This is a genomic window from Haloarchaeobius marinus, from assembly GCF_051207415.1.
Lineage (GTDB): Archaea > Halobacteriota > Halobacteria > Halobacteriales > Natrialbaceae > Haloarchaeobius.
In genome coordinates, this window is sequence record NZ_JBPKGD010000003.1 from 41,105 (window position 1) to 67,082 (window position 25,978).

26 protein-coding genes, 1 tRNA gene and 1 pseudogene are annotated in these 25,978 nt (G+C 67.2%); 12 read left to right on the plus strand and 16 right to left on the minus strand.

Annotated elements, in window-relative coordinates; translation table 11 throughout:
* Window positions 1-30: 30 nt before the first annotated feature.
* The 6 genes from tgtA to ACSC1W_RS12150 form a co-directional block, all read right to left on the minus strand.
* The gene (tgtA, locus tag ACSC1W_RS12125) at window positions 31-1,512 is read right to left on the minus strand and encodes a tRNA guanosine(15) transglycosylase TgtA (RefSeq protein ID WP_435347732.1); all 1,482 of its coding nucleotides are present in this window, start codon (window positions 1,510-1,512) and stop codon (window positions 31-33) included.
* Window positions 1,513-1,703: 191 nt separating this feature from the next.
* Window positions 1,704-2,264: an NUDIX hydrolase gene (locus ACSC1W_RS12130; RefSeq protein WP_435347733.1), complete on the minus strand. Its 561-nt coding sequence runs from the start codon at window positions 2,262-2,264 to the stop codon at window positions 1,704-1,706.
* A 52-nt stretch (window positions 2,265-2,316) separates the two neighbouring features.
* Window positions 2,317-3,210, minus strand: a complete 894-nt coding sequence (locus ACSC1W_RS12135) for an alpha/beta fold hydrolase (protein WP_435347734.1) — start codon at window positions 3,208-3,210, stop codon at window positions 2,317-2,319.
* A gap of 48 nt (window positions 3,211-3,258) precedes the next feature.
* Window positions 3,259-3,726: a pyridoxamine 5'-phosphate oxidase family protein gene (locus ACSC1W_RS12140; protein ID WP_435347735.1), complete on the minus strand. Its 468-nt coding sequence runs from the start codon at window positions 3,724-3,726 to the stop codon at window positions 3,259-3,261.
* A gap of 77 nt (window positions 3,727-3,803) precedes the next feature.
* Complete coding sequence (locus ACSC1W_RS12145) at window positions 3,804-4,595, minus strand: ABC transporter permease (RefSeq protein WP_435347736.1); 792 nt, start codon at window positions 4,593-4,595, stop codon at window positions 3,804-3,806.
* Window positions 4,592-5,518, minus strand: a complete 927-nt coding sequence (locus ACSC1W_RS12150; protein ID WP_435347737.1) for an ABC transporter ATP-binding protein — start codon at window positions 5,516-5,518, stop codon at window positions 4,592-4,594. The genes ACSC1W_RS12145 and ACSC1W_RS12150 overlap by 4 nt, the downstream gene beginning before the upstream one ends.
* Before the next feature lie 90 nt (window positions 5,519-5,608).
* Between ACSC1W_RS12150 and ACSC1W_RS12155 the strand changes: the two genes are divergently transcribed.
* Entirely contained in the window at window positions 5,609-6,154 is a 546-nt protein-coding gene (locus tag ACSC1W_RS12155; protein ID WP_435347738.1) for a hypothetical protein, read from the plus strand.
* Window positions 6,155-6,204: 50 nt separating this feature from the next.
* On the opposite strand, the pseudogene ACSC1W_RS12160 reads toward ACSC1W_RS12155, so the two are convergent.
* Window positions 6,205-6,741, minus strand: a pseudogene (locus ACSC1W_RS12160) (P-loop nucleotide/nucleoside kinase family protein); the annotation flags it as partial.
* Between the two features lie 216 nt (window positions 6,742-6,957).
* Here ACSC1W_RS12160 and ACSC1W_RS12165 point away from each other — a divergent pair.
* From ACSC1W_RS12165 to ACSC1W_RS12175, 3 genes are all read left to right on the plus strand, one after another.
* Window positions 6,958-7,761 carry a GNAT family N-acetyltransferase gene (locus ACSC1W_RS12165; protein ID WP_435347739.1) on the plus strand — a complete coding sequence of 268 codons (804 nt, stop codon included), beginning with the start codon at window positions 6,958-6,960 and terminating at the stop codon, window positions 7,759-7,761.
* Between the two features lie 434 nt (window positions 7,762-8,195).
* Window positions 8,196-9,980 carry a multicopper oxidase family protein gene (locus ACSC1W_RS12170; RefSeq protein WP_435347740.1) on the plus strand — a complete coding sequence of 595 codons (1,785 nt, stop codon included), beginning with the start codon at window positions 8,196-8,198 and terminating at the stop codon, window positions 9,978-9,980.
* Window positions 9,981-10,826: 846 nt separating this feature from the next.
* The gene (locus ACSC1W_RS12175; RefSeq protein ID WP_435347741.1) at window positions 10,827-11,759 is read left to right on the plus strand and encodes a hypothetical protein; all 933 of its coding nucleotides are present in this window, start codon (window positions 10,827-10,829) and stop codon (window positions 11,757-11,759) included.
* 154 nt (window positions 11,760-11,913) lie between these two features.
* On the opposite strand, the gene ACSC1W_RS12180 is transcribed toward ACSC1W_RS12175, so the two are convergent.
* From ACSC1W_RS12180 to trmY, 3 genes are all read right to left on the minus strand, one after another.
* Window positions 11,914-11,986 (minus strand) — tRNA-Pro (locus ACSC1W_RS12180).
* Between the two features lie 62 nt (window positions 11,987-12,048).
* A complete protein-coding gene (locus tag ACSC1W_RS12185) occupies window positions 12,049-12,804 on the minus strand; it encodes a hypothetical protein (RefSeq protein WP_435347742.1) in 756 nt (251 codons plus the stop codon).
* 48 nt (window positions 12,805-12,852) lie between these two features.
* Complete coding sequence (trmY, locus tag ACSC1W_RS12190) at window positions 12,853-13,449, minus strand: tRNA (pseudouridine(54)-N(1))-methyltransferase TrmY (protein WP_435347743.1); 597 nt, start codon at window positions 13,447-13,449, stop codon at window positions 12,853-12,855.
* Between the two features lie 433 nt (window positions 13,450-13,882).
* Between trmY and ACSC1W_RS12195 the strand changes: the two genes are divergently transcribed.
* From ACSC1W_RS12195 to ACSC1W_RS12205, 3 genes are all read left to right on the plus strand, one after another.
* The gene (locus ACSC1W_RS12195; RefSeq protein ID WP_435347744.1) at window positions 13,883-15,196 is read left to right on the plus strand and encodes a tRNA pseudouridine(54/55) synthase Pus10; all 1,314 of its coding nucleotides are present in this window, start codon (window positions 13,883-13,885) and stop codon (window positions 15,194-15,196) included.
* A 348-nt stretch (window positions 15,197-15,544) separates the two neighbouring features.
* Window positions 15,545-16,210, plus strand: coding sequence for a ribonuclease HII (rnhB, locus tag ACSC1W_RS12200; RefSeq protein WP_435347745.1), 666 nt, complete (start codon window positions 15,545-15,547; stop codon window positions 16,208-16,210).
* Between the two features lie 36 nt (window positions 16,211-16,246).
* Window positions 16,247-16,672 (plus strand): universal stress protein, encoded by a 426-nt coding sequence (locus tag ACSC1W_RS12205; protein ID WP_435347746.1) that lies wholly within the window; start codon window positions 16,247-16,249, stop codon window positions 16,670-16,672.
* A gap of 29 nt (window positions 16,673-16,701) precedes the next feature.
* On the opposite strand, the gene ACSC1W_RS12210 is transcribed toward ACSC1W_RS12205, so the two are convergent.
* Together ACSC1W_RS12210 and secF are read right to left on the minus strand one after the other, a co-directional pair.
* Window positions 16,702-18,264 carry a preprotein translocase subunit SecD gene (locus tag ACSC1W_RS12210; protein ID WP_435347747.1) on the minus strand — a complete coding sequence of 521 codons (1,563 nt, stop codon included), beginning with the start codon at window positions 18,262-18,264 and terminating at the stop codon, window positions 16,702-16,704.
* The gene (gene secF, locus ACSC1W_RS12215) at window positions 18,261-19,157 is read right to left on the minus strand and encodes a protein translocase subunit SecF (RefSeq protein ID WP_435347748.1); all 897 of its coding nucleotides are present in this window, start codon (window positions 19,155-19,157) and stop codon (window positions 18,261-18,263) included. The genes ACSC1W_RS12210 and secF overlap by 4 nt, the downstream gene beginning before the upstream one ends.
* Window positions 19,158-19,285: 128 nt before the next feature.
* On the opposite strand from secF, the gene ACSC1W_RS12220 reads away from it, so the two are divergent.
* On the plus strand, window positions 19,286-19,603 hold the full coding sequence (locus ACSC1W_RS12220; RefSeq protein WP_435347749.1) for a DUF7968 family protein: 318 nt from the start codon (window positions 19,286-19,288) through the stop codon (window positions 19,601-19,603).
* A gap of 5 nt (window positions 19,604-19,608) precedes the next feature.
* On the opposite strand, the gene ACSC1W_RS12225 is transcribed toward ACSC1W_RS12220, so the two are convergent.
* Window positions 19,609-20,082 (minus strand): DUF5812 family protein, encoded by a 474-nt coding sequence (locus ACSC1W_RS12225; RefSeq protein WP_435347750.1) that lies wholly within the window; start codon window positions 20,080-20,082, stop codon window positions 19,609-19,611.
* Between the two features lie 16 nt (window positions 20,083-20,098).
* Window positions 20,099-20,653, minus strand: a complete 555-nt coding sequence (locus ACSC1W_RS12230) for a DUF8056 family protein (RefSeq protein WP_435347751.1) — start codon at window positions 20,651-20,653, stop codon at window positions 20,099-20,101.
* A 130-nt stretch (window positions 20,654-20,783) separates the two neighbouring features.
* On the opposite strand from ACSC1W_RS12230, the gene ACSC1W_RS12235 reads away from it, so the two are divergent.
* The 3 genes from ACSC1W_RS12235 (at window position 20,784) to ACSC1W_RS12245 (ending at window position 23,177) form a co-directional block, all read left to right on the plus strand.
* On the plus strand, window positions 20,784-22,076 hold the full coding sequence (locus ACSC1W_RS12235; protein ID WP_435347752.1) for a phosphoglucose isomerase-related protein: 1,293 nt from the start codon (window positions 20,784-20,786) through the stop codon (window positions 22,074-22,076).
* An 89-nt stretch (window positions 22,077-22,165) separates the two neighbouring features.
* Entirely contained in the window at window positions 22,166-22,978 is an 813-nt protein-coding gene (locus tag ACSC1W_RS12240; RefSeq protein WP_435347753.1) for a CPBP family intramembrane glutamic endopeptidase, read from the plus strand.
* Between the two features lie 61 nt (window positions 22,979-23,039).
* Window positions 23,040-23,177: a CopG family transcriptional regulator gene (locus ACSC1W_RS12245; RefSeq protein ID WP_435347754.1), complete on the plus strand. Its 138-nt coding sequence runs from the start codon at window positions 23,040-23,042 to the stop codon at window positions 23,175-23,177.
* On the opposite strand, the gene ACSC1W_RS12250 is transcribed toward ACSC1W_RS12245, so the two are convergent.
* Both ACSC1W_RS12250 and ACSC1W_RS12255 read right to left on the minus strand, forming a co-directional pair.
* Entirely contained in the window at window positions 23,174-23,638 is a 465-nt protein-coding gene (locus tag ACSC1W_RS12250) for an NOB1 family endonuclease (protein ID WP_435347755.1), read from the minus strand. The genes ACSC1W_RS12245 and ACSC1W_RS12250 overlap by 4 nt on opposite strands.
* A complete protein-coding gene (locus ACSC1W_RS12255; RefSeq protein ID WP_435347756.1) occupies window positions 23,639-23,884 on the minus strand; it encodes a PRC-barrel domain-containing protein in 246 nt (81 codons plus the stop codon).
* Window positions 23,885-24,162: 278 nt separating this feature from the next.
* Between ACSC1W_RS12255 and infB the strand changes: the two genes are divergently transcribed.
* Complete coding sequence (gene infB / locus ACSC1W_RS12260; protein ID WP_435347757.1) at window positions 24,163-25,974, plus strand: translation initiation factor IF-2; 1,812 nt, start codon at window positions 24,163-24,165, stop codon at window positions 25,972-25,974.
* The last annotated feature ends 4 nt before the right edge of the window (window positions 25,975-25,978 follow it).

The following is a 25,978-nucleotide window of genomic DNA, read 5'->3' on the forward strand; positions in this document are numbered from 1 at the left end:
ACGGACTACTATCTTGCTTTTGGCCGGCGCTCAGTCGCCGTCCGCGTCGCCCCACAGGTTCAGCAGTTCGACGCGCCCGGGGACCAGTCCGAGCGCGCCGTCCGGCCAGTCCTCGTGGGCCAGCGTGAACGAGACGTCCGGGTTCGCCTCGACCAGTCTCGCGACGCCCCGTGCCGCCTGTTCGTAGGCGTCGCGGTCGAGACGCTCGGGCAGTTCCGCCGTCAGCGGGTAGGTGTTCCGCAGTGCCTTCGGGAACGGACCGAACGGCGGGACGACCGACCACGACTCGTCGTAGTCTCTGGAGTGGCTTCCTTCCGTGAGCAGGACGTCGCCCTCGGGCGAGAGCCGGTCGAGTCGCCGGTGATGGCGAAGCACCTCCGGACGGTGGGCGCTCTCGTTCGAGAGGTAGAAGAACGACCCCTTCGACGCCGGGTCCGTCTCCTCCAGTTGCGAGGCGTGGTCGGTCAGGGCCCGGTACCCGTCGAGCATCGCCGGGTGCGCCCGGGCACGCCGGTCGACCAGTTCCAGCAGGTTCCCGTCCCGGATGGCCTGCTTGATGCGACGGATCTCCGCGAACGTGACGTGGAGGTTGTGTGCGGCCAGTTCCTCCTCTCGCTCCTCGGGTCCCAGTTCGCGGAGTTCTCCGGGCGTCGTCGACGTACAGACTGGACACGAACACGGGAGGTAGTCGAGGTCCTCGAAGTGCTCGGTCCCGTCGACGGTCAGGTACCGGCCGTCGCGGGCGTACAGCGCGTACGCCGCCGAGTCGAACAGGTCACAGCCGAGGGCGACAGCGAGTGCGAACATCATCGGGTGGCCGGCGCCGAACAGGTGGACCGGGCAGTCGCGGGTGAGACCCCGCTTCGCCGCCGCGACGACGTCGACCATGTCGTCGTAGCGGTAGTCGTTCATCAGGGGGACGACGGCACCGACGGGGAACACGTCGAGGTCGGTCCCGGCGGCGTGGGCACCCGCCTCCTCGCGCAGGTCGGGGTACGTCGACCCCTGGACCGGTGCGTTGACGAGCATGTCGCCGACGTCGACCGTCTCGGCGAGTTCGAGGCGCTCCTGTGTGGTCCGGAGCTCTGACTCGGCGCGCTCCCGGGAGACGTCCGGCGGCGTCGGGATGTCGACCGGCGTCCCGATGTCGCTCCCGACGTCGTGCTGGAACTGCAGTATCTCCTCGGTCGTCGTGTCGATCTCCCCGTACTCGGCGAGCTGGAAGCTCCCCGAGTCGGTCATGATGGCACCGTCGAAACCGAGCAGGTCGTGGAGGCCCCGTTCGCGGGCCCGTGCTTCGAGGTCGTCGGTCGTCTTGATGATGTAGGAGTTCGTGATGAGAATCTCGGCGCCGAACTCGGCGGCCATCCGCTCCGGTTCGATGGTGACGATGTTCGGGTTGACGACCGGCAGCAACGCTGGCGTCTCGACGGTGACGCCGGCCCGGGGGACGGTCAACTCCCCGATGCGACCGGCGGCGTCGCCGTCGCGGACCTCGAAGTGCTCTCTCATTGCCCTCGGCTACCCGGCGACCGGCGGTAAGGGTGTCGTTTGGCGGTCGTCGGGGCGACAGGATGGCGAACAGGCGACGCCGTGGTCGATATCACACCGGGCGTGGCGTCGCACACCAGCGAGACGCCCGGTGGGCCGTGGTCAGCGCACGCCCTCCATGGCCGCCCATTCCGACAAAAAGGCTCACCCGGCTACCCCTCCGGCCGGCCGAACAGTTCGTAGTACAGCAGTCCGATCACCGCCCGGCCGTCGACCAGGTCGCCGCGCCTGGCGGCGTCCAGCAGTTCGTCGTAGGCGGCGGTGTCGACCCGGATGCTCTCGTTGTGGTCGAGGTCCTGCTCGGCGGTCGGTTCGCAGTCGTAGGCGACGAAGTGGTGGTGGACCGAGTTGGCGATGCCGTTCGCCGGTTCGACGGTCGTCAGTCGCTCGACGGTGCCAGCCTCGTGGCCGGTCTCCTCGCGGAGTTCCCGCCGGGCCGCACGGGCGAAGTCGTCGTCGTCGGGTTCGACGCTGCCTGCCGGCAGGCCGCGGTTGACGCGGCCGACCGCCTGTCGCCACTCCTCGACGAGGACCACGTCCCCGTCGGGGGTGAACGGGAGGACCACGACGGCCGCCGGTTCGTCGAGGTAGTCGTAGTCGGTCCTCGTGCCGTCCGGGAGCGTGACCTCGTCGTGGACCACGTCGAAGCCGGGGCACTCGTAGGCCACGCGCGAACCCTCGGTCGTCCACGCCAGTTCGTCGTCGTCGCTCATGGTCCCCCCGTCGGTCCGGTGGGGTGAAAAGCGTGTGATTCCGGCAGGCACCTCAGTCGTGTCCACCGAAGAACGCGAGCAGCGACTCGGTGACTGCGGCGGGTTCGTCCAGCTGGAGCCAGTGGCTCGCCGCCGGGAACCGTTCGACGCGCAGGTCGGACACCCAGCGGTCGAGACCGGTCGTCAGTTCGGTCCCGAGCGCGACGTCGCGCTCGCCCCACAGGAGGAGCGTCGGCACGTCGACGTCCGTCGGGGGAGCGTCGTCGCCGACGAACGGGAGCATCGAGCGCCCGAGTGTCCGGAACAGCGCTCGATAGTAGTGTATCGACGACGTCGGGACGCCGGGCTGTCGGAAGGCGCGCTCGTAGCGGTCGACGTCGGCGGGCGAGCAGGCGCCGGGGGTCGCCGGCCCCTCGGCGAACAGGTCCTCGAATATCCGACCGCTGAAGGCACGGAACAGGCGCTCGGGGAGCCACGGGAGCTGGAAGTAGAAGGCGTACCACGAGCGCCGGACCTGGGCCGGGTTCCGGACGAGTTCGCGGGTGAACGCGCCGAGGTGGGGCGCGTTGAGCACCGAGAGGGTCTCGACCACGTCGGGTCGTCGCGCGCCGACGTCCCACGCGACGACGCCGCCCCAGTCGTGGCCGACGACGTGGGCCGTCTCGCCGAACTCGCGGACGAGGCCGGCCACGTCGGCGGCGAGGGTCGGGAGTCGGTAGGCGTCGACGCCGTGTGGCTTCTCGGACCGGTTGTACCCACGCATGTCTGGGGCGACGACGTGGTAGCCCGCGTCGGCGAGTGGGGGAATCTGCTCGCGCCAGGTGTACCAGAACTCGGGGAATCCGTGGAGGAGGACGACCGTCTCGTCGTCGGGGTCGCCCGCAACGACGTAGTGGAGGCGCACGTCGTTCACGACCGTCTGGCCGTGGGTCCAGGGGGACGTCATGCACCGGGGTTCGGACCGCGCCCTGAAAGTCGCTCCGTCGGTCCGGGTCTACCCGTCGAACTCGGGGGGCAACCCGGTGTGCCTGATGCCGGTCTGTTCCTCGACGACGAACCGGTAGAGTTCGGTCGCCGTCTCCGTGCTGGCGCGTTCGAACAGGTCGGGTCGCCACGCGTTCTCGAGGGTCTCGCCGACCGACTCGACCTCCTCCTCGGGGACCCGTTCGAGCCGTCCCGCCAGCCTGACGCTCTCCCAGGTGAACGCGGTGTCGGCGCGGTAGACGAGGAAGCTCGCCGCCTCGTTCGACTCGCTCAGGTCGCGCTTTCGGCTCCCGGACCCGACGACGAACGTGAAGTAGAGCCGCGAGTCCCCGTCGTAGTCGAACGACATCGGGAGCAGGTACGGCGCTCCATCGGTCGGGAGCCCGAGGACGCCCCTCCCCTGACTCGGCAGGAATGCTCGGATGTCGTCGTCGGTCATGCGTTCGACGCCGTATTCGACGAGGTCGTCGACGGTCATGTCTGAACCTACGGCAGCCGGAGACTCAAAGGTGTCTCCGGCAGGGGTTCCCTCGGGCACGGACCCGGAGTCGTCGCTCAATCGGTCAGGCCGTAGCCCCGGGCGACGAGCACCACGTCGACGGCGAACACCGCGGCCGTCGCGACGACGAGGATACCCAGCGAGACCGCCGGGTCGCGTTCGGCGTAGCCGAGGAAGCCGTACCGGACGGCGTCTACCATGTGGACCATCGGGTTGAGCAGGGAGAGGTCGTACCAGACCCCGTCGAGTTCCGACAGCGGGTAGAAGACGCCACCGAAGAACACCAGCGGTCGGATGAGGAACTGGTTGAGCACCGTGAGGTAGTCGAAGTCCCGCGCCCACAGGCCGCCGACGATGCCGAAACTCGCAAAGAGCGCCGAGACCGCGACGAGCGACACGGCCAGGTACGCCGGGTGCGAGACGCCGAGCAGGTCGTACCCCGGGCTGAACAGGGTGAACGCGAGTCCGATGGCCGAGATGATGATGGCGACGAGGACGCCCCGGAGCGCGCTGGCGGCGACGTAGGCGAACGCGAGCTGGCGGTACGACAGTGGCGACGTGAGCACCTCGTGGATGTACTCGTTCCACCGACCGTGGAACACCGAGAATGAGGCGTTCTCGAAGCCGTTCGAGACGGCACCGAGGACGACCAGTCCCGGCAGGACGAACTCGATGTAGGGGATGCCGTCGCCGTAGCTCCCGATCCGGCTGCCGAGGATGACGCCGAAGACGGCGAAGTACAGCACGTTGTTGATGAACGGCGGGAGGAACGTGTTCCGGGGACGGCGGACGTACCGGAGTATCTCGCGCTTCAGCAGCGCCCGCGTCCCGGTGGCGAGGACGTTCATCGGTCGTCACCCGTCAGTTCGACGAATATCTCCTCCAGGCTGGTCCGTGTGACGTCGAGGTCGAGCACCTCGTGCCCCATCGCCTCGAGTTCGTTCAGCAGGTCCGGCGTGACGGACCCGCCGTTGCGCGCTCGGACGAGGAGTCGGTCCCCCTCGAGGTCGACGCGCTCGACCCGGTCGAGCGTGTCGCCCAGCGGCGGCGTCCTCTCGGGTGCCTCCCGGAGGGTGACGGAGACGGTGTCCGTTCCCCGTCCCATCAGTTCGTCGGGCGTCGAGACCTCGACCTTCCGTCCCTCGTTCACGATGGCGACGCGGTCACAGAGCCGTTCGGCCTCCTCGATGTAGTGCGTCGTCAACAGCACCGTCGTCCCCGACTCGTTCAGGTCCCGGACGACCTCCCAGAGGTCGTGTCGGAGCTGGACGTCGACGCCAGCGGTCGGTTCGTCGAGGATGAGGAGGTCCGGGTCGGTCACCAGCGCCCGAGCGAGCAGCAGGCGGCGCTTCATCCCACCCGAGAGCCAGTCGAAGCGCTGGTCGCGCTTGTCGTAGATGCCGACCCGCTTCAGCGCGTCGGCCGCCCGCTCCTCGGCCTCCGCCTCGGGGATGCCGTGGTAGCCTGCCTTGTGGACCAGCACCTCCTGGATGGGGAAGAACCGGTCGACGTTGAACTCCTGTGGGGCGAGCCCGATGGCGTTTCTCGCCTCCCGGTAGTCGTCGACGACGTCGTGTCCGAAGACGGTGGCCTCGCCGCCGGACTTGCGCACGAGGCCGACGAGGACGTTGATGAACGTCGTCTTCCCGGCGCCGTTCGGTCCGAGCAGGCCGAAGAACTCCCCCTCCTCGACCCGGAGGGACAGTCCGTCGAGCGCCTGCACCTCCCCGTACGACTTGACGAGGTCGTTGACCTCGATGGCGGCAGTCATCGACACAGCCTCGGGGAAGTTCGCTGTTAAGGGCGTCGAAAGCGGTGCGGCGACCCTGGTATTAGGTTCCGAGCGCACCTATCCGCGTCCATGACGCGACTTCGCCGACGGACGGTCCTGGCAGGAACGGGGTCCGTCCTGGCCGGGGCACTCGCCGGTTGCTCCGGGTCCGGGGACGGCGTATCGACCGACTCGCAGGGGCCGGCCGACGACGACCCGACGGACGACGACGCGCAGACCGACCCCGCGACCGGGACCGGGGGCACGACCACCGACTGCCTGGACCTCCGCGAGGCGAACGTCACTGCGGTCTCGGTCGAGCAGTCCGGCGAGGCGGTCCGCTTCTCGGTGACGCTCTACCACGACGACGACGGGGAGGACGGGTACGCCGACTGGTGGCAGGTCGAGACGCTCGACGGCGAGCGACTGGGCCGGCGCGACCTCGCCCACCCCCACGGCACCCGCGAGTTCACCCGGTCGGCGACCGTCGACGTCGGCGACGCCACCTGCGTCGTCGTCCGGGGCCACGACCAGACACACGGCTACGGCGGGCAGGCGATGGTCGTCGACCTCGCCACGGGCGATACGCGCGCCGTGCGACAGGGCCCGGACCGGACGAGCGTCGACGGCTGCTGAACCACGGCGAACCGCATCCGGCGTAGCAGACGGTCCTCCCGTGCTCGACGCTACTCCCGCGTCGCGACGTTCGCGGTCGGGGCGGCCGACGCGACTGGAAACAGTTCGTCGATTCGCGCCATCGTCTCCGAGAGTTCGCCCGAGTTGTCGACGACGACGTGGTCCACCTCGATGGGTTCGAACAGGTCGCGAAAGCGCGAGTGGAGTTCAGGGTCGGCGTCGCTCTCGTCGTCGGTCCGCTCGCTGATGCGCCGCCGGGCCACGGACTCCTCGCACTCGACCTTCACCAGTTCGAGGGAGACGTCGAGTTCGTCGGCGAGTTCGACCGCCCGGTCGCGGAACTCGGCTTCCTTGAACGTCCCGTCGAGGACGGCCGTCTCGCCCGCCTGGACCGCGTCCCGGCCCCGTGTCAGGAGTTCGTCGTAGACCGCCTGCTTCTCGGCCTCGGTGTAGTCGGGGTCGGGGAACAGGTCCTTCCGGACCACGTCGGTCCTGAGCAACCGTCCGCCGACCCGGTCGGCCACCGTCTCTGCGACCGTCGTCTTGCCCGCCCCCGGGAGGCCACAGACGATCAGTAGCATGGGTGCGTGCCGTTCGACAGTTTCGAGACCGACGCACCGCGGTCGTGTGACCCAGTTCCGACAGTCGCCGCATCCCCTGACGTCATTACGAGCATACCCACACCGAACCTACATGAAACTGTGGAAAGGGCGCAGGTCGACCTCGAAAGCGCTCCCTACGTGACCCGTCTCCACGCGTCGCCCGACGAAGAATTATTCCGGCCACCGACGTAACTAGCGGTCATGAGCCGGTTCGAAGACTTCGACAACGAGAGACGACGGCGAATCTACGAGTACGTGGAACGCCACGGGGCTGTCGAACCGGTGACGGTGCGTCGGAACGTCCTGGTACAGCCGGCGTCCGATTCGAAGCCGGCGCGGTCGGGACCGGACCTCGACCCGTCCGTACCGATGCCGACCGGGGAGTTCGACGACCACGTTTCGACCCTCGAACGCGACGGCTACCTCGAGGAACGCGACGGGAAACTCCGGGTCGCGCTCCCGTTCGACGACGACCCGACGACCGTCGAACTCGGCGACGAAGACGAGACGGCCACCGTTCGCCCCGCCCGGCAGGAGGACATCGGCGACATCGTCGACGTCGTCGAGACCATCGCTGCCGAGGGCAACTACGTCGTCGCGACGCGGCTGGCCGAGGAGGTCACCCGCGACGACGTGCTCCTCCGCCACAACGAGAGCGGGAACCGGATGTTCTTCGTCGCGACCGTCGACGACGAGACGGTCGGGTGGCTCCACGTCGAGGCCGTGCAGTCACCGATGATGGAGCACACCGCCGAGTTGACGCTGGGCGTCCTGGAACAGTACCGCGACGAGGGGGTGGGGTCGACGCTCATGGAACGCGGACTCGATTGGGCGCAGACCCAGGGGTTCCGGAAGATCTACCAGAACCTCCCGGCGACGAACGAACGTGCCGTCGCGTTCCTCGAGGACGAAGGCTGGTCCGTGGAGTCGACCCGTGAGGGACACTACCTCGTAGACGGGGAGTTGCTCGACGAGGTCCAGCTGGCCATCTGGCTGGACGAGTAGCTCGGGTGCGCGGTCGCACATACCACCGACCCCACTCGGTCGTATTCTCCGCACACCTGAGTCGCTGAGACGTGCGATTCTCCGTATCGTAATCGAGAGTTCGTGGTAACCGTTTGCTACAGACTGACTGGTGAAACGTCCTAATCGAATCTGTTTGATGGTAGATGATAGATACGTGTCGTAAAGGTGGTTCTGACTAACCAGTCACAATCACTATTCAACGAATAACGAAGAGTCGACGAGTTGGTTGCAATAGTACTGCTTTCGAGGGGTATCGCGTTCGCCTGCGTCCCGACGTTAGCAGTGGATTCGAAAGCACGATGACGGACGAAGACTCACACTCGCACGACTCGACCCGACGGACAGTACTCAAAGCGGCAGGTGCGGCAGGATTGTTCGCGGCAACTCCCCTGGGGGTTGGGCAGGTTGCGGCCGTGCCCCCCATTTACGAGACGGACCCCGGATTGAAGACCCAGATTCTCGCCAACCAGTTCAAGGACGAACTCCCGAGACCGGGCGTTCTGAGGCCGACGAACCGACAGGGGGGAACCGACCGGTACGAAATCGAGCTCACGGAGTTCCAACAGCAGGTACTCCCCAGCGACGTCTACGCGGACCTCCAAGCCGACGGGACCACCGTCTGGGGGTACGAGGGGAGCTTCCCGGGGCCGACCATCGAGGCCACGCCCGGAGACCCTGTCGAGGTCGAGTACGTCGTCGAGAACCTCCCCCCGGATTACAGTGGCGTACTGGGGAACGCTGTCGACGAGAACGTCCACGGCGCCGAACCGCACGAACCCGTAGATGATTGGACGGCTACGCGAATCGTCACGCACCTGCACGGCGGCGTCGTCAGACCGGTTGACGACGGGTATCCCGAGGCCTGGGTGAACCAGAAGGGGTTTACCGCCGAACACTTCGGTCTGGATAGTCCGGTCGACTACAAGCAGACCAAGGAGTATCCCAACGACCAGCAACCGGGAACACTCTGGTACCACGACCACGCACTCGGGTCCACCCGAATCAACGTGTACACCGGGCTCGCCGGGTTCTACCTGCTCCGCGACCGCCTGGAGAACCAGCTACCGAACCGGCGGTACGAGGTTCCCATCGTCATTCAGGACCGAACGTTCGACGCCAACGGAGGGCTGTTTTATCCCCCTGGGGACGACAACGACTACGAGCCGGAGTTCGCCGGGGACATCCCGGTGGTCAACGGGAAGGCGTACCCGAAGCTCACCGTCGAGCCACGGACCTACCGGCTGCGGTTCCTCAACGGGTCGAACGGCCAGACGTTCAACCTGCAGCTGTTCAACGAGACTGCCGGCAGCGACACCGACGTGCCGGTGATGAAGCAGATCGGCGTGGACCTCGGGTTCCTCGACGACGTCGTTCCCGTCGGCCCCGGACAGACGGTCGACTCGCTGCTCCTCTCCGGTGCAGAACGTGCGGACACGATCGTCGACTTCAGCGACTTCGCCGGGCAGAGCTTCCTGCTGAAGAACGACGCAGAGTACCCGTACGCGGGCGAGAACAGCGGCCCGGGCATCGCCTCCATGGGCGACATCATGCGCATCGAGGTCGAGGAGCGGGGGTCGAGGGGTGACTCCATCGACATCCGACTGCCACGGTTCCTGGACCAGATCAACCAGAAGTACCCCGATCCCGAAGTGGAAGAGACCGACGTGGTCCGGACCCACTCGCTCGACAGCGCCGGCCTAAATGTCGACGGCGTCACGTACGACTCGCACTTCCTCAACGCGTCGCTCTGGAGTGAAGAGGACGCAATCGTGAATCCGCAGCTCGGGACGTCCGAAGAGTGGGAGCTGTACAACACGACTCCCGACTCGCATCCGATTCACCTGCACCTCGTCGACTTCGAGGTGCTGGAGCGACAGAGCTTCGAGTGGGGGGGAGAGGAAGGTGGCGAAACGGAATACCAGGACGCCGTCATGGAGGCAGTGAACAACCCGGACGACCCGAACGTGGACAAACCAAATGTCAAGGACTATACCAGTCTCGTAGAAGGCACGGTTACCCTGCCGAACCCGAACAACGCCACCAACAAGGACACCGTCCTGGTCAATCCACTGGAGGTCGTCCGAATCGAACCGGCGTTCACTGGCTACGAGGGACTGTACGCCTGGCACTGCCACATTCTCGAGCACGAGGATCAGGAGATGATGCTCCCGTACGAGGTGGTGGACGAAAACGGGTAGCACGACCCAGACGTAACGTTCGGTCACGTGGGAAGTGACGTGGTCGCACTCGGGGGCGTGACGACGGTGGCGGCTCTACCCGCGTAGAGAGGTCTTGCGTGCGTCGACGTACTCCCGTCACTACGTTCGTAGCGACGGACGTGGGAGAGACAGGGAACTGCTACTCGGCCAGTAAATATAAGATACCATATATTCCCACCGTTTGCATCGAAATGAAGTATCGAGTACCGTTAATCGGGTCTGTGGCGATACTTCCAGTATCTATGGGGTTCCTCGATGTGCTCGGCTGGAGAGGAGGAGGCGAGAGCGCCACCCTGTACGAGTGTCGGGACTGTGGGGTGAAGGTCTCTCCAGACGCGAGCGAGTGCCCCGTCTGTGGGTCTACCGAGATCGCGCGCTATCGCTTCTAACGCCGGTTCACTCGGGTCGGGGCTGCTCGAATCCCCGCGTGACCGTCCCGTCTACCCGAGGCCGGGCGAACCCAGCGTGGCCCCGCAATAGGAGCAGGTGCCCTGCTCGGCGGACGTCCGTGTCCCACAATCGGGGCAGTTCACCATTTCGGCGTCCGAATCTTCGTCCGGTTTCGCGTGATGATAATCGTAGAGGACGCTACACTCGTTGCACCGGGCCACTCCCTTGCCGAAGAGTTGTGGCAACTCCAGCGAACGGGTGCTGACGTTGATAACTTTTACGTCCGTGCTATCACAGACTGGACAGGTCATGCGTGTACGGGCGTTCTACCACCGACTCCTTAGTAGTAGCGCCGCGATTCAGTTACGGATTATTTCGACCAGCGATAGTGAAACAAAGAGTTAAATTCATATAGATTGATAGTACTGTCCAGGTATGGGGAGAGAGACAAAGCCCAGTCGCAGGCGGTTCCTCGAGGGGTTCAGCGCCGTTACTACGGGCAGTATCGTCTTCGGTTCCGCCGCAGCAGCAGGTCCAACCGGGCGTGGGTCAGCCGACGGATTCCCGCCGTCAGGAATCACGTCGTGGGGCGATTCGGCGACGCTCGGCGACGGTGACGTCAGCACCTTCTCGTCGGTGACGCCGTCGGGGACGCCGAAGTACGTGGGCGTACACTTCTCGGAGCGGGCGCACTCGGGTCTCCCCTCACCCGCCGAACTGATGGACCTCGGCGCGGGAACACGGAAGGACGGGGGCATCGTCGGGCGACTTCACGGTGGGTTCTGGTCGCTCCTGTACGACCTCTCGTTCCCGAGTGACACGCCGGAGCCGATCGAGTACCTCGGTCTCGGCTGGAATTCGCAGGGGCACCTTCCCCACGGCGTGTACTCCAAACCACACTTCGACATCCACTTCTACTTCCACGAACCCGAAGCGATCCGGTCGATCGGCCCCCGGAATCCGGCGCCGACTACTCCCCCGCCACTCACGAGCGACGACATCGCGGCGGGGCAGATACCCGAGAACTATCGCCTGATCGAGGGCGGTGCCGTCGTCCCGAAGATGGGGGCACACCTCGCGCCAGCGGACGCTCCCGAGTTCGAGGACAGGAGTGATGCCAGCGGGTGGCTCAAGACCCTCATCTGGGGTGCCGCGGACGTCGTCGAGGAGACGCCGTTCGAGCTGAACTTCGTAGAACCGATGGTCACCCTCGATTACTTCGAGAACCACCTCGACGGTGTTCACGAGGAGGAGATAGCCCAGCCCGAGGTCTATCCGATGGACGGCTGGTATCCGACAGCGTACTCCGTTCGGGACCTCGGGGGCGGAGGCTACGCCGTCGTCATGCAGGACTTCGAACATCGATAGGGCTGACCGGCGTCGGGGTACCGAATCGCCCCGGACTGCCGTCGAGAGTCACTGGTCGATTCGGTGACGATAGTGGTCGCAGAGTGGGCGGTCGTCGGCAGGGTCGAAACTGCCGAAACCTGTCAGTAGACGGTTAGAATTTGAATGCGGGAAGTGGGCCGGCGCGAATTTGAATCGCGGTTACGGCCACCCGAAGGCCGAAGGATACCAAGCTACCCCACCGGCCCGCACGTCGAACAGACGGGTGGCCGACTTTTAACCCTTCCGAAACGCCCGACTCCGGCCGGGGTCAGCGGTCGACGCGGAGTTCGTCGAGGTGGCCCTGGAACCGCAGGTCGTGGCCGTGGACGGTCGTGACGCGAACGGCCTCGGAGGAGAAACTGGATTCGAGGCGGTACTCCTCGCCGTCGTCGCCGTCGACGTAGACCGTCGACCCGCCGATGTAGCTCGTCTCGGCGCGCGTGACGTCGCCCCGGACGGTGTCGACGGTATCCGACGTGGCACCGCTGGTGTCTGCACGCACGGTGAACGCGATGCGGTCGTCGACCTCGACGTCGTCCAGGCCGGAGTCGAGGACCGTCCCGAGGTCGATGGGGTCCTCGTCGGGGGCGCCGCCGTCGGTGACGACCTCGGCCGTCGCCCCCGGTTCCTGGCCGCCGACTGCGGGACCGGCCGGGTCGCGTCCGGGCACGGTGCGGCAGCACTCGTCGAAGAATCCGGTGCAGTCGGCACAGAGGAGATACCGGTCGTCGTCCACGTCCAGTCGCTCGACGCTCGCGTCGCCGGCGAGTTCGTCGCCGCACCGGCTGCAATCGTACGCGACGGCGGCGTCGAGGTCGTGGGCCGTGTGTGCGGTCATGTCGGCGGTGAGCGTGGCGACGTCGGCGAAGCAGTGCTCGCAGGCGACGCGCTCGGTCTGGGCGACGGCGTCGGTCCCCCGGTCGACCCGCCGGGAGCAGACGCGGTGGACCGGGTCGTCCCCGTCCGTCGGGAGGGGTCGCTCACAGAAGGTACAGGCGTCGGGGCGGTCCGGAGTCGTTCGCATGGGGCGTACTCGTGCCCCCCGTCACTTAATTTCGACCCCGCGTTAGTGTCAGAAATTAGTGTATCCGTCGGTGTCGAGGTAGTGGTGGGCGACGGTGACGGCGTGGTCGGCGTGGAGTCTCGTCGGCCCGAGACGGACGCGCTCCCCGGCCACGTCGGCGAGCAACGACGCTTCCTCGTCGGTGAAGTCCTCGTGGTCCGACAGCACGAACACGGGGTCCGTCGGTGGTTCGACGTCGACGACCGGGTCGCCGCCCTCGTGTAACTGGACGACGGTCCCGTCGCGGGCGACCGTCTCGAGTATCGGTTCGAGCCCCATCCTCCGGATGGAGATGCCGGGCGACGACTCGGCAGGTTGGTGGCCGATGGCGTCCTGCCGGTGCTCGAGTGCAGTTCGAATCAGCGCCGCCGTCGACCGCTCGTCCGGGTGGAGGTTCCTGACCGTCGCGCCGTCGACGGTGACGGTGAACTCGTCCCGCAACACGAGGTGGGCGCGGACCGACTCGCGGAGGCCGTGGCTGGTGAGGAACGCGGCGTTCAGGCACCGACAGAGCAGGTCGAGCCGCCCGGCCTCGCTCGCCAGCGCGTCGAGCGAGAAGTCGGGGGTCGTCGGTACCTGGTGGCCGCAGATGACGAACTGTCGCATGTCCGTACCTGGTTGGCCGGTCGGTAAAGTCGCGTCGGAGCGACGGTGGCCTCAGGTCGGAGCGACGGCGGTCCCACGTCGGAGAGACGTCGAGCGGTTCGGTGGGTGAGTAGAACCACCAGGCCGCCCGAGACGTACGGTTCACCCGACCGGTCCGCCACGGTACCTGCCCTTCCCCGCGAAGAATCACGCGCCTGTCGGCGCGGACTCTTCTGGCCGGGGGGACGTTGAGGCAGTGGGGAAACCCGGGCCGGAAGTCCGTTGATGCAGTGGGGAAACCCGGACCGGAAGGCCGTTCAGGCCATGGGGACCCCCGGACTGGAAGTCCGTCCAGACCGGATGGACGTACATCGGAGGCGACGGGACGCCGGAGAGAGCAAACGAGACGCCGGAGATAGCAAGGCACTAACGCGCAGACTTGTTTCGGGACGGTATGGTAGACTTCGAGACGGTCCGGGCGCTGCGTTCGACCGGACCGGTCTGTGACGCCTGCCTCGGGCGTCCGTTCGCCGACCGGAGCTTCGGGTTGACGAACGAAGAGCGCGGGAAGGGGCTGCGCGTCGCACTGGCGCTGGCCGACGACGAACCGTACGAGTCGGTCGACCCGGCGGAGTGCTGGGTGTGCGAGGGGCTCTGCAACCAGTACGACACGTACGCCGAACTCGTCGCCGAGCAACTGTCGGACGTGGACTTCGAGACGTACCAGGTCGGGACGCGCGTCCCACCCCTGGTCGAGGAGAACGACCGACTGCTCCGGGAGGACGCCGGGCTGGACCCCGACGCGGGCGAACTGTTCAAGAGCGAGTTCAACCGCGAGGTGGGCAAGCGGGTCGGACGGCTGACCGGTGCCGAGGTCGACTTCGGGCGCCCGGACGTGCTGGCGCTGCTGAACGTCGACGCGGCCGACCGCGAGCCGTCGAGCCACGCCGTCGAGGTGCAGATCAACCCGGCGTTCGTCTACGGCCGGTATCGCAAGCTGGAGCGGGACATACCGCAGACGGAGTGGCCCTGCCGGGAGTGCGGCGGCTCGGGCGTCCAGCTGGGCGACGACGGCGAGGAACCGTGCGACCACTGCGGCGGGTCCGGCTACCTCTACGAGATGAGCGTCGAGCAGTACGTCGCCCCACACGTGCTGGCGGCGATGGACGGCGACGAGGCGCTGTTCCACGGCGCGGGCCGCGAGGACGTCGACGCGCTGATGCTCGGTCCCGGCCGGCCGTTCGTCGTCGAGGTGAAGCGACCCCGGAGACGCTCGCCCGACGTGGCCGCACTGGAGGAGCGCGTCAACGACGAGGCAGGCGGTGCGGTCGAGGTCGAGGGCCTGCGACTCGCGACCCACGAGATGGTCGAACGGGTGAAGGAACTCGACGCGTCGAAGACGTACCGGGCGACGGTGGAGTTCGACGAACCCGTCACCGAGGCGGCGCTCGCGGACGCCGTCGCCGACCTCGACGGCGCGACCATCCGCCAGCACACGCCACACCGGGTCGACCACCGGCGGGCGAAACTCGACCGCGAACGCACCGTCTACGACATCGACGCGACGCTGGAGGACGAGCGTCACGCCACCGTCGAGGTCCACGGCGAGGGTGGTCTCTACATCAAGGAACTCGTCAGCAGCGACGAGGGACGGACCGAACCGTCGCTCGCCGGCCTGCTCGGGGTCGGCGCCGTCGTGACCGCGCTGGACGTCCTCGACGTCCGCGGCGAGGACGAACCGTTCGACGACCCCGCCTACCTGCGCTGAGGCGGCAGGACCGTCCCGGGCCCGTCGCCACAACGACTTTCGTCGTGCGCACCGTTAGCACGTATCGAGGGGAGACCCGATGTGTCACCATGAGATAGCGCAGGAGATCCGTATACGGCACCCCGAGGACGAGAGCACCGACGAGCGCGAGGCCGAGGAGGAGCTCGCGGAGACGCCGACGGCGGCCGACGACTGAGTGCACCTGCACACTTTTTTCGCCGGGCTGGAGACCGACCGCAAAGCGATGCGTCCGTCCGCCGCCCCGCCGGTCCGACCCGTCCCGTCCCCGGACCACGTCCGCCGACCGACGAGAAACGTACAAGGCGATGGCGGACGATGGCGGAAGCGATGCGATTCGGCGTCGACGAGGCAGGGAAGGGACCGGTGTTCGGGTCGATGTGGGCGGCGGCCGTCGTCGTCCCCGACCGGTCGGTCCTCCCCGACGGCGTGGACGACTCGAAGCGACTCGCCCCGGCCAGGCGGGAGGAACTCGCCGCCCGCATCCGCGACGACGACCGGATTCGCGTCGGCGTCGCCGAGATACCCCCCGCACGCATCGACGACCCGGAGACCGACATGAACTCGCTGACGGTCGCCGCCCACGCCGAGGCGCTGGCGGACGTGGGTCACGACGGTGCTGGCGGTACCGGCACCGAGGCACTCCCTGGAATCGTCGACGCGGGCGACACCGACGAAGCGCGCTTCGGCCGCCGCGTCGCCGAGGCCACCGGGTTCGAGGTCGACGTCACCGCCGAACACGGTGCCGACGAGACGTACCCCGTCGTCGCCGCCGCGAGCATCGTCGCCAAGGTCGAACGCGACGCCCAGCTGGCCCGCCTCGCCGACGACTTCGGCGACGTCGGTTCGGGCTACCCGAGCGACCCGACGACGCGCGCGTTCCTCGCCGACTACGTCGCCGAGACCGGGGACCTGCCGCCGTTCGCACGCACCACGTGGTCGACCTGTGCGGATGTCCTCGCCGCGAACGAGCAGTCCGCACTCGGCGATTTCTGAGAAAACGGTTTGGGGGTTCGGTGCGAACCCGGAGACGTGTACGACGATATCCTATTTCCCACCGACGGCAGCGACGCGAGCATGGCGGCGCTCGAGTACGCGCTCGACCTCGCCACGACCTACGACGCCCGCCTGCACGTCCTCTACGTGGCCGATACGAACCGCGACAGCGTCACCACCATCGGCATGGACGTCGTCGACGCACTGGAACGAGAGGGCGAGGGGGTCGTCGCCGACGTGACCGAACGCGCACGGAGCGCGGGCGTCGAGACGGTCGACGAAGTGCTCCAGGGTGACCCGTCGGCGACCATCCTCGACTACGTCACCGACCGCGGGGTCGACTGCGTCGTGATGGCGACGAAGGGACGGTCGGGTATCTCCGAGTTGCTCCTCGGAAGCGTCACCGACCGCGTCGTCCGGCAGTCGCCGGTGCCGGTGTTGACGGTTCGCGCAGAACAGTAACGGACGGGGTAGCGACGGCGTCGCCGTGCTCAGCGGTCCTCGATGGACAGCGTCCGCAGGATGTCACCGTAGGCCGGGCGCGTGATGAGCACGCCGATGAGCACGCCGAGGATGGTGACGATGGCGAACCCGCGCAGGTCACCGAGGCTCAACACGGCCAGCGGCGACATCGCGATGATGGTCGTCGCCGCCGCCGCGCCGATGACCCAGAACGCCTTGCGGAAGCGAGAGCGGAACACCCGCGAGGAGTTCACCTCGCCCTCCGACAGCACCTCGTCGGCGATGATGATGAGGTCGTCCACCCCCGTCCCGATGACGGCGATGAACCCGGCGATGTGCGAGAGGTCGAGCGGGAGCCGGACCGCGGCCACGAACGCGAGCAGGAGCACCACCTCGGCGAGCGCGGTGACGATCATCGGGAGCGCCACCTGCGGCTTGCCGTACCGGAGGTAGACGACGCCGCTGACCGCCAGCACCGCGATGATACCGGTCGCCAGCGAGTTCGTCTTGAACCGCTCCGCGAGCGCCGGTTCGAGCGTGTAGACCTGCCGGCCGTCGGTGTCGAGGGGTGCGCGGAGTGCGCCGGCGCGCAGGTTGACCGAGATGTCCTGTGCTTCGCTCCGGTTCGACGCACCCATCGTGAACCGCGGGTCCTCCTGGAAGGTCCCCCGGCGGATGGAGTCCGCGAGGTTCGGGCCGAGCGAGTGCGAGGCCGTCACCTCGCCGTCGACGACCGTGAGCAGACAGTAGCCCTGGTCGTTGCGCTGTGCGCCCCCACAGGCGGGCGAGCTAACGCCGTCGGTCGTGAAGCCGTTCTCGTTCAGCGTGGTGGCGAACTGGTCGGCCGCACCCTGTCGGAGGACGACGGGAACCTCGTAGCTGCTGGACTGGCCGGGTTCGGGGCCCCCGATCTGGTCGAGGTCCTCGCGCTGGACCAGCAGTTCCTCCTGCATCGTGCCGTTCTCGCCGGGGAACCGGGCGATGAGTTCGACCGACCCGCGCTGGTTCACCAGGCGCGTGAGTTCCTCCTCGTCGCGGTTGGGCGCCTCGACGACGACGTACTTCTCGTTGTTGAAGCCGGTCGCTATCTTCGCGGACCCGGACGTGAGCCCGGTCGCCTGGAGCTTCCGGTTCAGCGTGTCGACGATCTGCTGGCGCGTACTGGCGGTCACGCCGTCGCGGATGTCGCTCGCCTGGAACTGCTCGCCGCCGGTGGTCTGCAGTCCCTGCTGGTTGAGCTGGGCGGCGAACTGGTCCTTCGAGACGGAGTCGTTGAACACCTCGACCGTCCCGGCGCCGGTCTGGTCGTCCACCTGGAAGTAGACGTCGCGGGAGGGTATGCCGAACTCGTCGGCCATGTTCTGTCGGATCTGGTTCTGTTCGGTGCCGGACACGCCGGCGAAGTTGACGTCCTCCGCGGTCATGCCGACGACCGGGGCGCGGAGTCGCGTCCCGCCGTCGAGTTCCAGCCCGTACTGCAGGTTGGTCGGCCCGTCGGACGTGCCGACGAGACCGGGCGTGAACAGGACGACGCCGCTCCCGACGAGCAGCACGACGAGGACGACGACGCGCCAGTTCTCGCGGACGTTCATCTGGGCGTCACCTCCCCGAGTTTGTACCACCGAAGCAGACTCAGGTTCAACAGGTACGTGTTCATGAGGTCGGTCGTCAGACCGAGGACGAGCACCAGGCCGATAGAGGCCATCAGGTCGATGCCGAAGAGGTAGGCCGTGACGGACATGACGGCCATCGCCGACAGCGACGTGACCGTCATCGTCACACCCGTCTCCATCGCGCGGTGGACGCTCTCGTAGAACTCGCCGGACCGGCGGAGCACGTGGTTGTTCAGCAGGATGTCCGAGTCGACGGAGTACCCGATGAGCATCAGCAACGCGGCGACGGTGCCCAGCGAGAGTTCGATGCCGAGCACGTTCATCACCGCGAGCGGGACGACGATGTCGGAGAACGCCGATATGACGATGGCGATGGAGGGGACGAACGACCGGAACAGGAGGAACGCGAGGACGCTCATCCCGAGGAAGGCGACGCCGACCCCGGCGATGGCCGTCGTCTGGGCGCCCTGTGCGAACACCGGCGAGGTCGACTGCCGGGAGAGGACGACCTCACAGTCCGCACAGGACTGCTGGAGGTTCTGGTTCGCCTGGTCGCTCAGCGTCTCACCGTCGGCCTCGGGGCCGAAACTGACGATGTACGTCGGGTTGTTCGTGGTCGGGTCGCGGACGCGCTGGGTCGACAGGACCTCCGCGTCGAACGCCTGCTCCAGTTCGCCGCGAGGCGTGTCGGTCTGTACCGTGAGTTCGGTGCCGCCAGTGAAGTCCGTTCCCAGGTTCACCGGTGTCCCGAACGCGACGTACCACCCAGCTATGACCACCAGCGCGACGGCGAGGACCGCGAGCGGTACGGCCGCCAACTGGCGGTTCGAGTACCGGGTGAAGTCGACTTCCGGTACCTCGAACTTGCTCATGGAGGCCGGTCGGGTACCGCCCCACCTAAGCCTTCTTATCTCCCGTGGTTCCCGGTCAATGAATCGGACGGCCGTCCCGGACGCACCACCGAGACATCCTTTTTTGCCGTGGGCGCGTAGCCACGACCATGAGCGACACCGCCACCCGCGTCTTGTTGTCGTACCCGGCCGACTTCTCCGGCTGGGGCCGCCAGCAGGTCGACACCGTCCACTTCCGGGCCTGGCTCAGGAAGAGTCACGAGACGGCCGACGTCGGCGACGTCTGGGAGGAGTTCGTCGACGTGGGGTGCTGTGGGAGCACCTACGACGTCCCGCTCCGCGTCGAGTCCGTCGAGGGCGGGCACGACCTCGACGAGAACACCACCATCGAGTACACCGAACGCGAATCCTGCGACATCGGCGGCAGCTGGGAGGTCCAGAGCGCCGCCGGTCCCGCGGCCGAGTAGCGTCGTCAGTCGGGCAGGTACCGGACGTTCAGGACGCCCTCGTCCGCGTCGCTCCTGACCTCGACGCGGACGGCGTCGACCCTGGCTGCCCGGGCCACCGTCTCCTCGTCCTCGACGACGTCGGCGACGGCGCTTCCCGTCTCCCCGGGCGGGACCGAGACGACGTGTATCTCGCCGGTCCCCGCGCGTTCGATTCGCTCGACGTCGCCGACCGACTGGTCGGCCGCCACGTCCATCGCCTGTTTCGTCGGCGAGAGGTCGCTGTCGACGACCTCGACGCGCCGGCGGGAGGACTCCTCGACGACGTTCCAGACGACCTCCAGCGGCGGTTCCGGGGCGATGGTCGCACCCACGACGTCGAGTCGCTCGTACCCGTCGTTCTCGGCGACAGTGTGGATCTGGCCCGTCTCCACGTCGCGGAGGACCGCCGACCCCTCGTCGGCCTCCGTGACGAGGAACGTGCCCGTCTTCTCGCTCATGTACCCGTGCTAGCGGTCAGGCCTTTTCCGGGTTTCGTCGTCGCCCGAGCAGGAACATCACGAGACCGGCCAGGACCGGGGGGAGCGGGCTCGACACCGGCGGCATCGCGTACAGGACGCGCACGACCGGTGCGAACAGTCCGCCCGGTTCGGGACGGGTGACCGTCTCGCCGTCGAGGGTGAACGTCGGTGGCATGGAGATGACGAGCGCGAGGTACAGCGAGAGCAGGAACGCAAAGCCCGTGACCGCCATCAGGCGGTCGTAGCGCGCGCCGCCGCCGGCCCGTCGGTGCCGGCGGGCGACGAACAGGACCGGAGCGACGACGGGCGCGACCACGAGCAGGCCGAAGAAGACGTAGAACGCCCGCAGGAAGGTGAACGTCCCGCCGGTCGAACCGAGGGTGTTCGCCACCTGGACGACGAGCGCCGCCCCGAAGTAGAACGTGAGGACGAGGCCCAGCAGTCCGGCGACCACCGCGTACAGTTTGAACAGCAGCGACTCGCTCGCACGGATGGCGTACGGGAATGCCCCGAAGACCCCGTTGTAGGTCCGCTCGGCGTCGTCTGTCATCGCTCGAACTTGGAACGAGAGGGGCAAAAGCGGCGCGGTCCTGGGGCGACGCCGGGTCGCGTACTCGATTCGGCGTCTGCTCGTCCGCCCCATCACCAGCGTTTTGTCGTTGCCACGTGCCAGTCCAGGTATGGACGTAGACATCGGCAACGCACTTGCGAGCGAGGCCTCGCCGGGTGTCTCGATGGACGCCCTGGAGCGCCTCGACGCGCAGGTCGCCCGGGCCCACGAGCGGATCGGGCGCGGGATGGCCGAGCGCGAACACGGCTACGCCGCCCTCGAACTCCCGGAGACCGTCGACACGGCGGCCATCCGGAACGCGGTCGCCCCGTTCGACGACAGCGAGGCGGTCCTGACCGTCGGCATCGGCGGGAGCGCCCTCGGCGCGGCGACCATCGCCGACGCGCTGGACTCCGACGTCGACGCGTACTTCCTCGACAACGTCGACCCCGAGCACGTCCGGGCGCTCCTCTCGGACCTCCCCCTCGCCGAGACGACGGTCAACGTGGTCTCGCGGTCGGGGACCACCGCCGAGACGCTGGCGAACTTCCTGGTCGTCCGCGACGCGATGGAGCGCGAGGACGTGGACTGGACCGACCGGACGTTCGTGACGACCGGCGAGTCCGGCCCCCTCCGCGACCTCTCGGACCGCCACGGCCTGCCGTCGCTCCCGGTTCCCGACGGGGTCCCGGGCCGGTTCTCGGCGCTCTCGACGGTCGGACTCGCCTGTGCGGCCATCCAGGGACACGACCTCGACGCGCTCGTCGCCGGGGCGGCCGACGAACGCGACGGACTGGCGGGGTCGCTGTTCGACTCGCCCGCCTACGCCTACGGGGCGGTCGCCTACGCGCTCGACGTGCGCGGGGCGAGCGTGAACGCGATGCTCCCCTACGCCGAGGCGCTCGAGACCTACGCCGAGTGGTTCGCACAGCTCTGGGCCGAGAGCCTCGGGAAGGACGGCCTCGGCCAGACCCCGGCACGGGCGCTCGGTGCGACCGACCAGCACTCCCAGTTGCAGCTCTACCGGGCCGGCCCCCGGGACAAGATGGTGACGTTCGTCCGCCCGCGAGAGCGCGAGGACCACGCCGTCCCGACGACGGACTTCGAGGCGCTGTCGTACCTCGGCGGAACGGGACTCGGCGAACTGCTCGACGCCGAGTTCGAGGCGACCGAGGCGAGCCTCGCCGCCGCAGGCCGGCCGAGCGTTCGCGTCGAACTCGACCGCGTGGACGAGCGCGGTCTCGGCGAACTCCTGTACGGGATGGAGGCCGCCTGCGTCCTCGCCGGCGAACTCTACGGCGTCGACACGTTCGTCCAGCCGGCCGTCGAGTGGGGCAAGAACGCCGCCCGGGGGCTCCTGGGCGGCGGCGACTTCCCCGAGGCCGAAGCCGTCGACGAGAAGCGCGAACTCCGCATCGAGTGACGGCGGGCCGGGGGCTCGACCGGGGCCGGACGACCCGCGTGCGATTCGGCTAACAGAGAACCTATATCCATCGCGGCAGTACGTGAATCATGGACAGTTCGCTCGTCGACAGCCCGGAGGGACCGTCGCCGGGCGACCGCGCCTCGACAGCGCTGGTCGCGAAGACGTTCCTCAGGTTCTTGCTCCTCGGGTTCGGCAGTCTCGTCGCGCTGTATGCCATCCAGCTAGTGCTGTACGTCGGTGCGGTGCTGGTCGTCGGGTCCGTCTCGCCGACCGGGTTCCTGGCACAGATTCTCACCTTCCTGAGCCTCGGACTCGGGACGCTACTGGTCGCCACAGCCTACCTCAACTACTCCGGTCGCGACTGGTCGTTCGTCGACGTCGAGGTACCCGGCCTCCGCGACGTCGCGTGGACCCTCGGCGGGTTCGTCATCCTGTTGCTCGGGTTCTTCGCGGTGATATCGGCGTTCGACGTCCTCGGCGTCTCGACCGCAGAACACAGCAGCACGGACACCGTCGCCAGCGCCAGCCCCGGAATCATCGCGCTGTTCGTCGTCGCGTCGCTCCTCGTCATCGGTCCGGGCGAGGAACTGCTCTACCGGAACGTCATCCAGAAGTCGATGTACGACGTGACGAGCAAACCCGTCGCCGTCGTCCTCGGTGGCGTCATCTTCGCCGCCGTCCACATCCCGGCCTACTCCGCTGGCGGGGCGGGACCCGGTGCCGTCGCGAGTACGCTGGTCGCCATCTTCGTGCTCTCGCTCGTCCTCGGCGGCGTCTACGTCCTCACCGAGAACGTGCTCGTCCCCGCGGTGATACACGGCCTCTACAACGCGCTCTCGTTCTACTCGACGTACGCGACGGGCGGTGGTGCGTCGGAAGCGATGCTCGGCCTGTTCTGACACCCCGTCGTGCGACCGTCTGACGAAGATTTTTCGATGCAGGGGACGTAGCTACAGAGACATGCCCAGACGGTACGCCTTCGTCTGCGGTGACGACGTGAGCGAACGCATCGAGGGACTCGCGTACGAGTACGACCTCACCGAGCAGGAGGTGCTCCGGCAGTTGATCGAACGCGGACTCGAACAGCTAGAGGACTAGGAGTTCGAGGGGTTCTTCCGGGAGAGCGAACTCCCGCAGATGGGACAGCGGTCCTTCTGCTCGTCGAACTCGCGACCGCACCCCTGGCACTGGAACCGCCAGTCACGGCGCTCGTCGATGCCCTCTCGGGCGATGACCTCGACGTGGAGGTTCAGCTTCTCGGCCACGTTCTGCATCGCGTAGTCGTCGGTCACGAGGGTCCCGTCGAGTTCGAACGTCGCGGCGACGAGGCGGACGTCGGTATCGGAGAGCACCGACAGGTCGCCGGTCTCCCTCGCGGCCCGCTTGACCCGTTCGGTCGTCTCGGAGTCGGGGATGTGGACGTGCATCCCCGCCCCCTCCATGGCGTCGTACCGGTAGACGCTCTCGCCTTCGAGTTCGTCGCGGACCATCGGAATCGTGGCCGTGTCGTTGGTCGTGTGGTACTCGTTGATGAACGCGGAAGAATCGAGAACGTACATCTAGCGTTCGACGACGATGTAATCCTTCACTGCCTGCACGTGTCCGACCGGGATACGGAATCGACCGCCCTCGTCTCGCTCGTAGGAGACGGTCCGCGTCGGCGTCTCGTCGTGTGGTGCGACGAGGAGGTTGTGAAGTTCGCCACTCTTGAGGTCCATCGTGATGTTGTACACGATGCCGAGTTCGGTGCCGTCAGACCCCATCACGTTCTTGTCCGACAGGTTCTCCGCGAGTACGTCTGGCATACTATCCCCTTTCCAATGACGGGTAATAAACGCCACGGGGTTTTTTCGGTCTCGTCCACACGACGGGGCGGTACGTCGCCGGTCCGCGCCCGTCACCCACCGTCCGCCGGCAGGTTCGTGATAGATTCGGTACCGTTCTCGCACGGTCGGGACGAGGGGTGTGAACGGGACCCTCGGCACGCACGTGCAAGCAACCGTCGGGGCGCCTCGGTCCGTAACGGTGGAGTTATACACCGTCCTGCGAACTTGTAAACAGAGACTTCTCCAGGGTGGCATTCATGTCGAATACGGATACTTCTGATACGGACACACAGGCTGGCGCACTGCGAACCCCCATCGTCGCGGTCCTCGGGCACGTCGACCACGGCAAGACGAGCCTGCTCGACAAGATTCGGGGCTCGGCCGTCATCGAGGGCGAAGCAGGTGCGATCACCCAGCACATCGGTGCGACGGCCGTGCCCCTCGACGTCGTCTCACAGATGGCCGGCGAACTCGTCGACCCGGACGACTTCGACCTCCCGGGCCTCCTGTTCATCGACACCCCCGGCCACCACTCGTTCGCCACCCTCCGCTCTCGCGGCGGCGCCCTCGCCGACATCGCCGTCCTCGTCGTCGACGTGAACGACGGCTTCCAGCCCCAGACGCTCGAGGCCATCAACATCCTGAAGAACACGCAGACGCCGTTCATCGTCGCCGCCAACAAGGTCGACACCGTACCCGGGTGGAACCCGACCGAGGACAGCCCCATCAAACCCACGTACGAGGCCCAGTCCGACCGCGTCCGTGGCGACCTCGACGACCGTCTCTACTCCATCATCGGCGAACTCTCCGACGAGGGCTTCTCCGCGGACATGTACTGGCGGGTCCAGGACTTCCAGAAGAACGTCGGCGTCGTCCCCGTCTCCGCCCTCACCGGCGAGGGCATCCCCGACCTCCTCGCGGTGATGATGGGACTCTCCCAGCGCTACATGAAAGAGGAGATGGAGATAGACGTCGACGGGCCCGGCGTCGGCACCGTCCTCGAGGTCAAGGAGGAACGCGGGTTCGGAACCACCATCGACATCGTGCTGTACGACGGGACCGTCCGCGAGGACGACACCATCGTCGTCGGCGGCGAGAACGAACCCATCGTCACCGACGTCCGGGCGCTCCTCCAGCCACGACCGCTCGCCGAGATACGGACCGAGAGCCGGTTCGAGCGCGTCGACTCCGTCACCGCCGCCGCCGGTATCAAGATCGCCGCCCCGGACCTCGACGAGGCGATGGCCGGCGCACCCATCCGCGTCGTCGGCGACCGCGACCTCGACGACGTCATCGCCGAGGTGCAGGCCGAACTCGCCGACGTCGCCGTCGACACCACGGACGAAGGCGTCGTCGTCAAGGCCGACACGCTCGGGTCGCTGGAGGCGATGGCCGACGCGCTCGAAGACGCGGAGATTCCCATCGTCCGCGCCGAGGTCGGCGACGTCGCACCGCGAGACGTCTCCGTCGCCTCGACCGCCGACGAGGACGTCCACCGCACCATCCTCGGTTTCAGCGTCGACGTACTCAGCGACGCCGAGGACCGCGCCGAGATAGACGACGTCCGCATCTTCACCGACGACGTCATCTACCAGCTCGTCGAGGAGTACGAGGAGTTCGTCGAGGAACGGAAGCAGTCACAGCAGGACACCGTCCTCGAGAACATCGCCCGCCCCTGCCGGTTCCAGATACTCAAGGACCACACCTTCCGGCAGAACAACCCCGCCGTCGTCGGCGTCGAGATACTGTCGGGCACGCTCAAGAAGAACCAGAACGTCGTCAAGTTCGAGGGCAACGAACCCGTCCGCGTCGGTACCCTCAAGGGCATCCAGGAGCAGGGCGAGGACGTCGACGAGGCCCGCGCCGGCAACCGCGTCTCGGTCGCCATCGACGGCCCGACCGTGGGCCGGCAGATAGAGGAGGGCGACGAACTCTGGATCGAACTCCCCGAGAAGCACGCGAAGATACTCGAACAGGAACTCAAGGAGGAGATACCCATGGACGAACGCGAGGCGCTCTCGTTCTACCTCGAGAAACAGCGCAAGCGCGACCCCTTCTGGGGGAAGTGAGGCG

What these genes read in the sequence shown, in the direction of transcription:
- ACSC1W_RS12210 (WP_435347747.1), bottom strand. Translation starts at nt 18,264, where the DNA reads ATGAACGTCCGCGAGAACTGGCGCGTCGTCGTCCTCGTCGTGCTGCTC.
- infB (WP_435347757.1), top strand. Translation starts at nt 24,163, where the DNA reads ATGTCGAATACGGATACTTCTGATACGGACACACAGGCTGGCGCACTG.
- ACSC1W_RS12140 (WP_435347735.1), bottom strand. Translation starts at nt 3,726, where the DNA reads ATGACCGTCGACGACCTCGTCGAATACGGCGTCGAACGCATGACCGAC.
- ACSC1W_RS12195 (WP_435347744.1), top strand. Translation starts at nt 13,883, where the DNA reads ATGGTAGACTTCGAGACGGTCCGGGCGCTGCGTTCGACCGGACCGGTC.
- ACSC1W_RS12165 (WP_435347739.1), top strand. Translation starts at nt 6,958, where the DNA reads ATGAGCCGGTTCGAAGACTTCGACAACGAGAGACGACGGCGAATCTAC.
- ACSC1W_RS12130 (WP_435347733.1), bottom strand. Translation starts at nt 2,264, where the DNA reads ATGAGCGACGACGACGAACTGGCGTGGACGACCGAGGGTTCGCGCGTG.
- ACSC1W_RS12240 (WP_435347753.1), top strand. Translation starts at nt 22,166, where the DNA reads ATGGACAGTTCGCTCGTCGACAGCCCGGAGGGACCGTCGCCGGGCGAC.
- ACSC1W_RS12220 (WP_435347749.1), top strand. Translation starts at nt 19,286, where the DNA reads ATGAGCGACACCGCCACCCGCGTCTTGTTGTCGTACCCGGCCGACTTC.
- ACSC1W_RS12235 (WP_435347752.1), top strand. Translation starts at nt 20,784, where the DNA reads ATGGACGTAGACATCGGCAACGCACTTGCGAGCGAGGCCTCGCCGGGT.
- ACSC1W_RS12250 (WP_435347755.1), bottom strand. Translation starts at nt 23,638, where the DNA reads ATGTACGTTCTCGATTCTTCCGCGTTCATCAACGAGTACCACACGACC.
- ACSC1W_RS12150 (WP_435347737.1), bottom strand. Translation starts at nt 5,518, where the DNA reads ATGACTGCCGCCATCGAGGTCAACGACCTCGTCAAGTCGTACGGGGAG.
- ACSC1W_RS12135 (WP_435347734.1), bottom strand. Translation starts at nt 3,210, where the DNA reads ATGACGTCCCCCTGGACCCACGGCCAGACGGTCGTGAACGACGTGCGC.
- rnhB (WP_435347745.1), top strand. Translation starts at nt 15,545, where the DNA reads ATGCGATTCGGCGTCGACGAGGCAGGGAAGGGACCGGTGTTCGGGTCG.
- secF (WP_435347748.1), bottom strand. Translation starts at nt 19,157, where the DNA reads ATGAGCAAGTTCGAGGTACCGGAAGTCGACTTCACCCGGTACTCGAAC.
- ACSC1W_RS12155 (WP_435347738.1), top strand. Translation starts at nt 5,609, where the DNA reads ATGACGCGACTTCGCCGACGGACGGTCCTGGCAGGAACGGGGTCCGTC.
- trmY (WP_435347743.1), bottom strand. Translation starts at nt 13,449, where the DNA reads ATGCGACAGTTCGTCATCTGCGGCCACCAGGTACCGACGACCCCCGAC.
- ACSC1W_RS12230 (WP_435347751.1), bottom strand. Translation starts at nt 20,653, where the DNA reads ATGACAGACGACGCCGAGCGGACCTACAACGGGGTCTTCGGGGCATTC.
- ACSC1W_RS12185 (WP_435347742.1), bottom strand. Translation starts at nt 12,804, where the DNA reads ATGCGAACGACTCCGGACCGCCCCGACGCCTGTACCTTCTGTGAGCGA.
- ACSC1W_RS12255 (WP_435347756.1), bottom strand. Translation starts at nt 23,884, where the DNA reads ATGCCAGACGTACTCGCGGAGAACCTGTCGGACAAGAACGTGATGGGG.
- ACSC1W_RS12145 (WP_435347736.1), bottom strand. Translation starts at nt 4,595, where the DNA reads ATGAACGTCCTCGCCACCGGGACGCGGGCGCTGCTGAAGCGCGAGATA.
- tgtA (WP_435347732.1), bottom strand. Translation starts at nt 1,512, where the DNA reads ATGAGAGAGCACTTCGAGGTCCGCGACGGCGACGCCGCCGGTCGCATC.
- ACSC1W_RS12175 (WP_435347741.1), top strand. Translation starts at nt 10,827, where the DNA reads ATGGGGAGAGAGACAAAGCCCAGTCGCAGGCGGTTCCTCGAGGGGTTC.
- ACSC1W_RS12225 (WP_435347750.1), bottom strand. Translation starts at nt 20,082, where the DNA reads ATGAGCGAGAAGACGGGCACGTTCCTCGTCACGGAGGCCGACGAGGGG.
- ACSC1W_RS12245 (WP_435347754.1), top strand. Translation starts at nt 23,040, where the DNA reads ATGCCCAGACGGTACGCCTTCGTCTGCGGTGACGACGTGAGCGAACGC.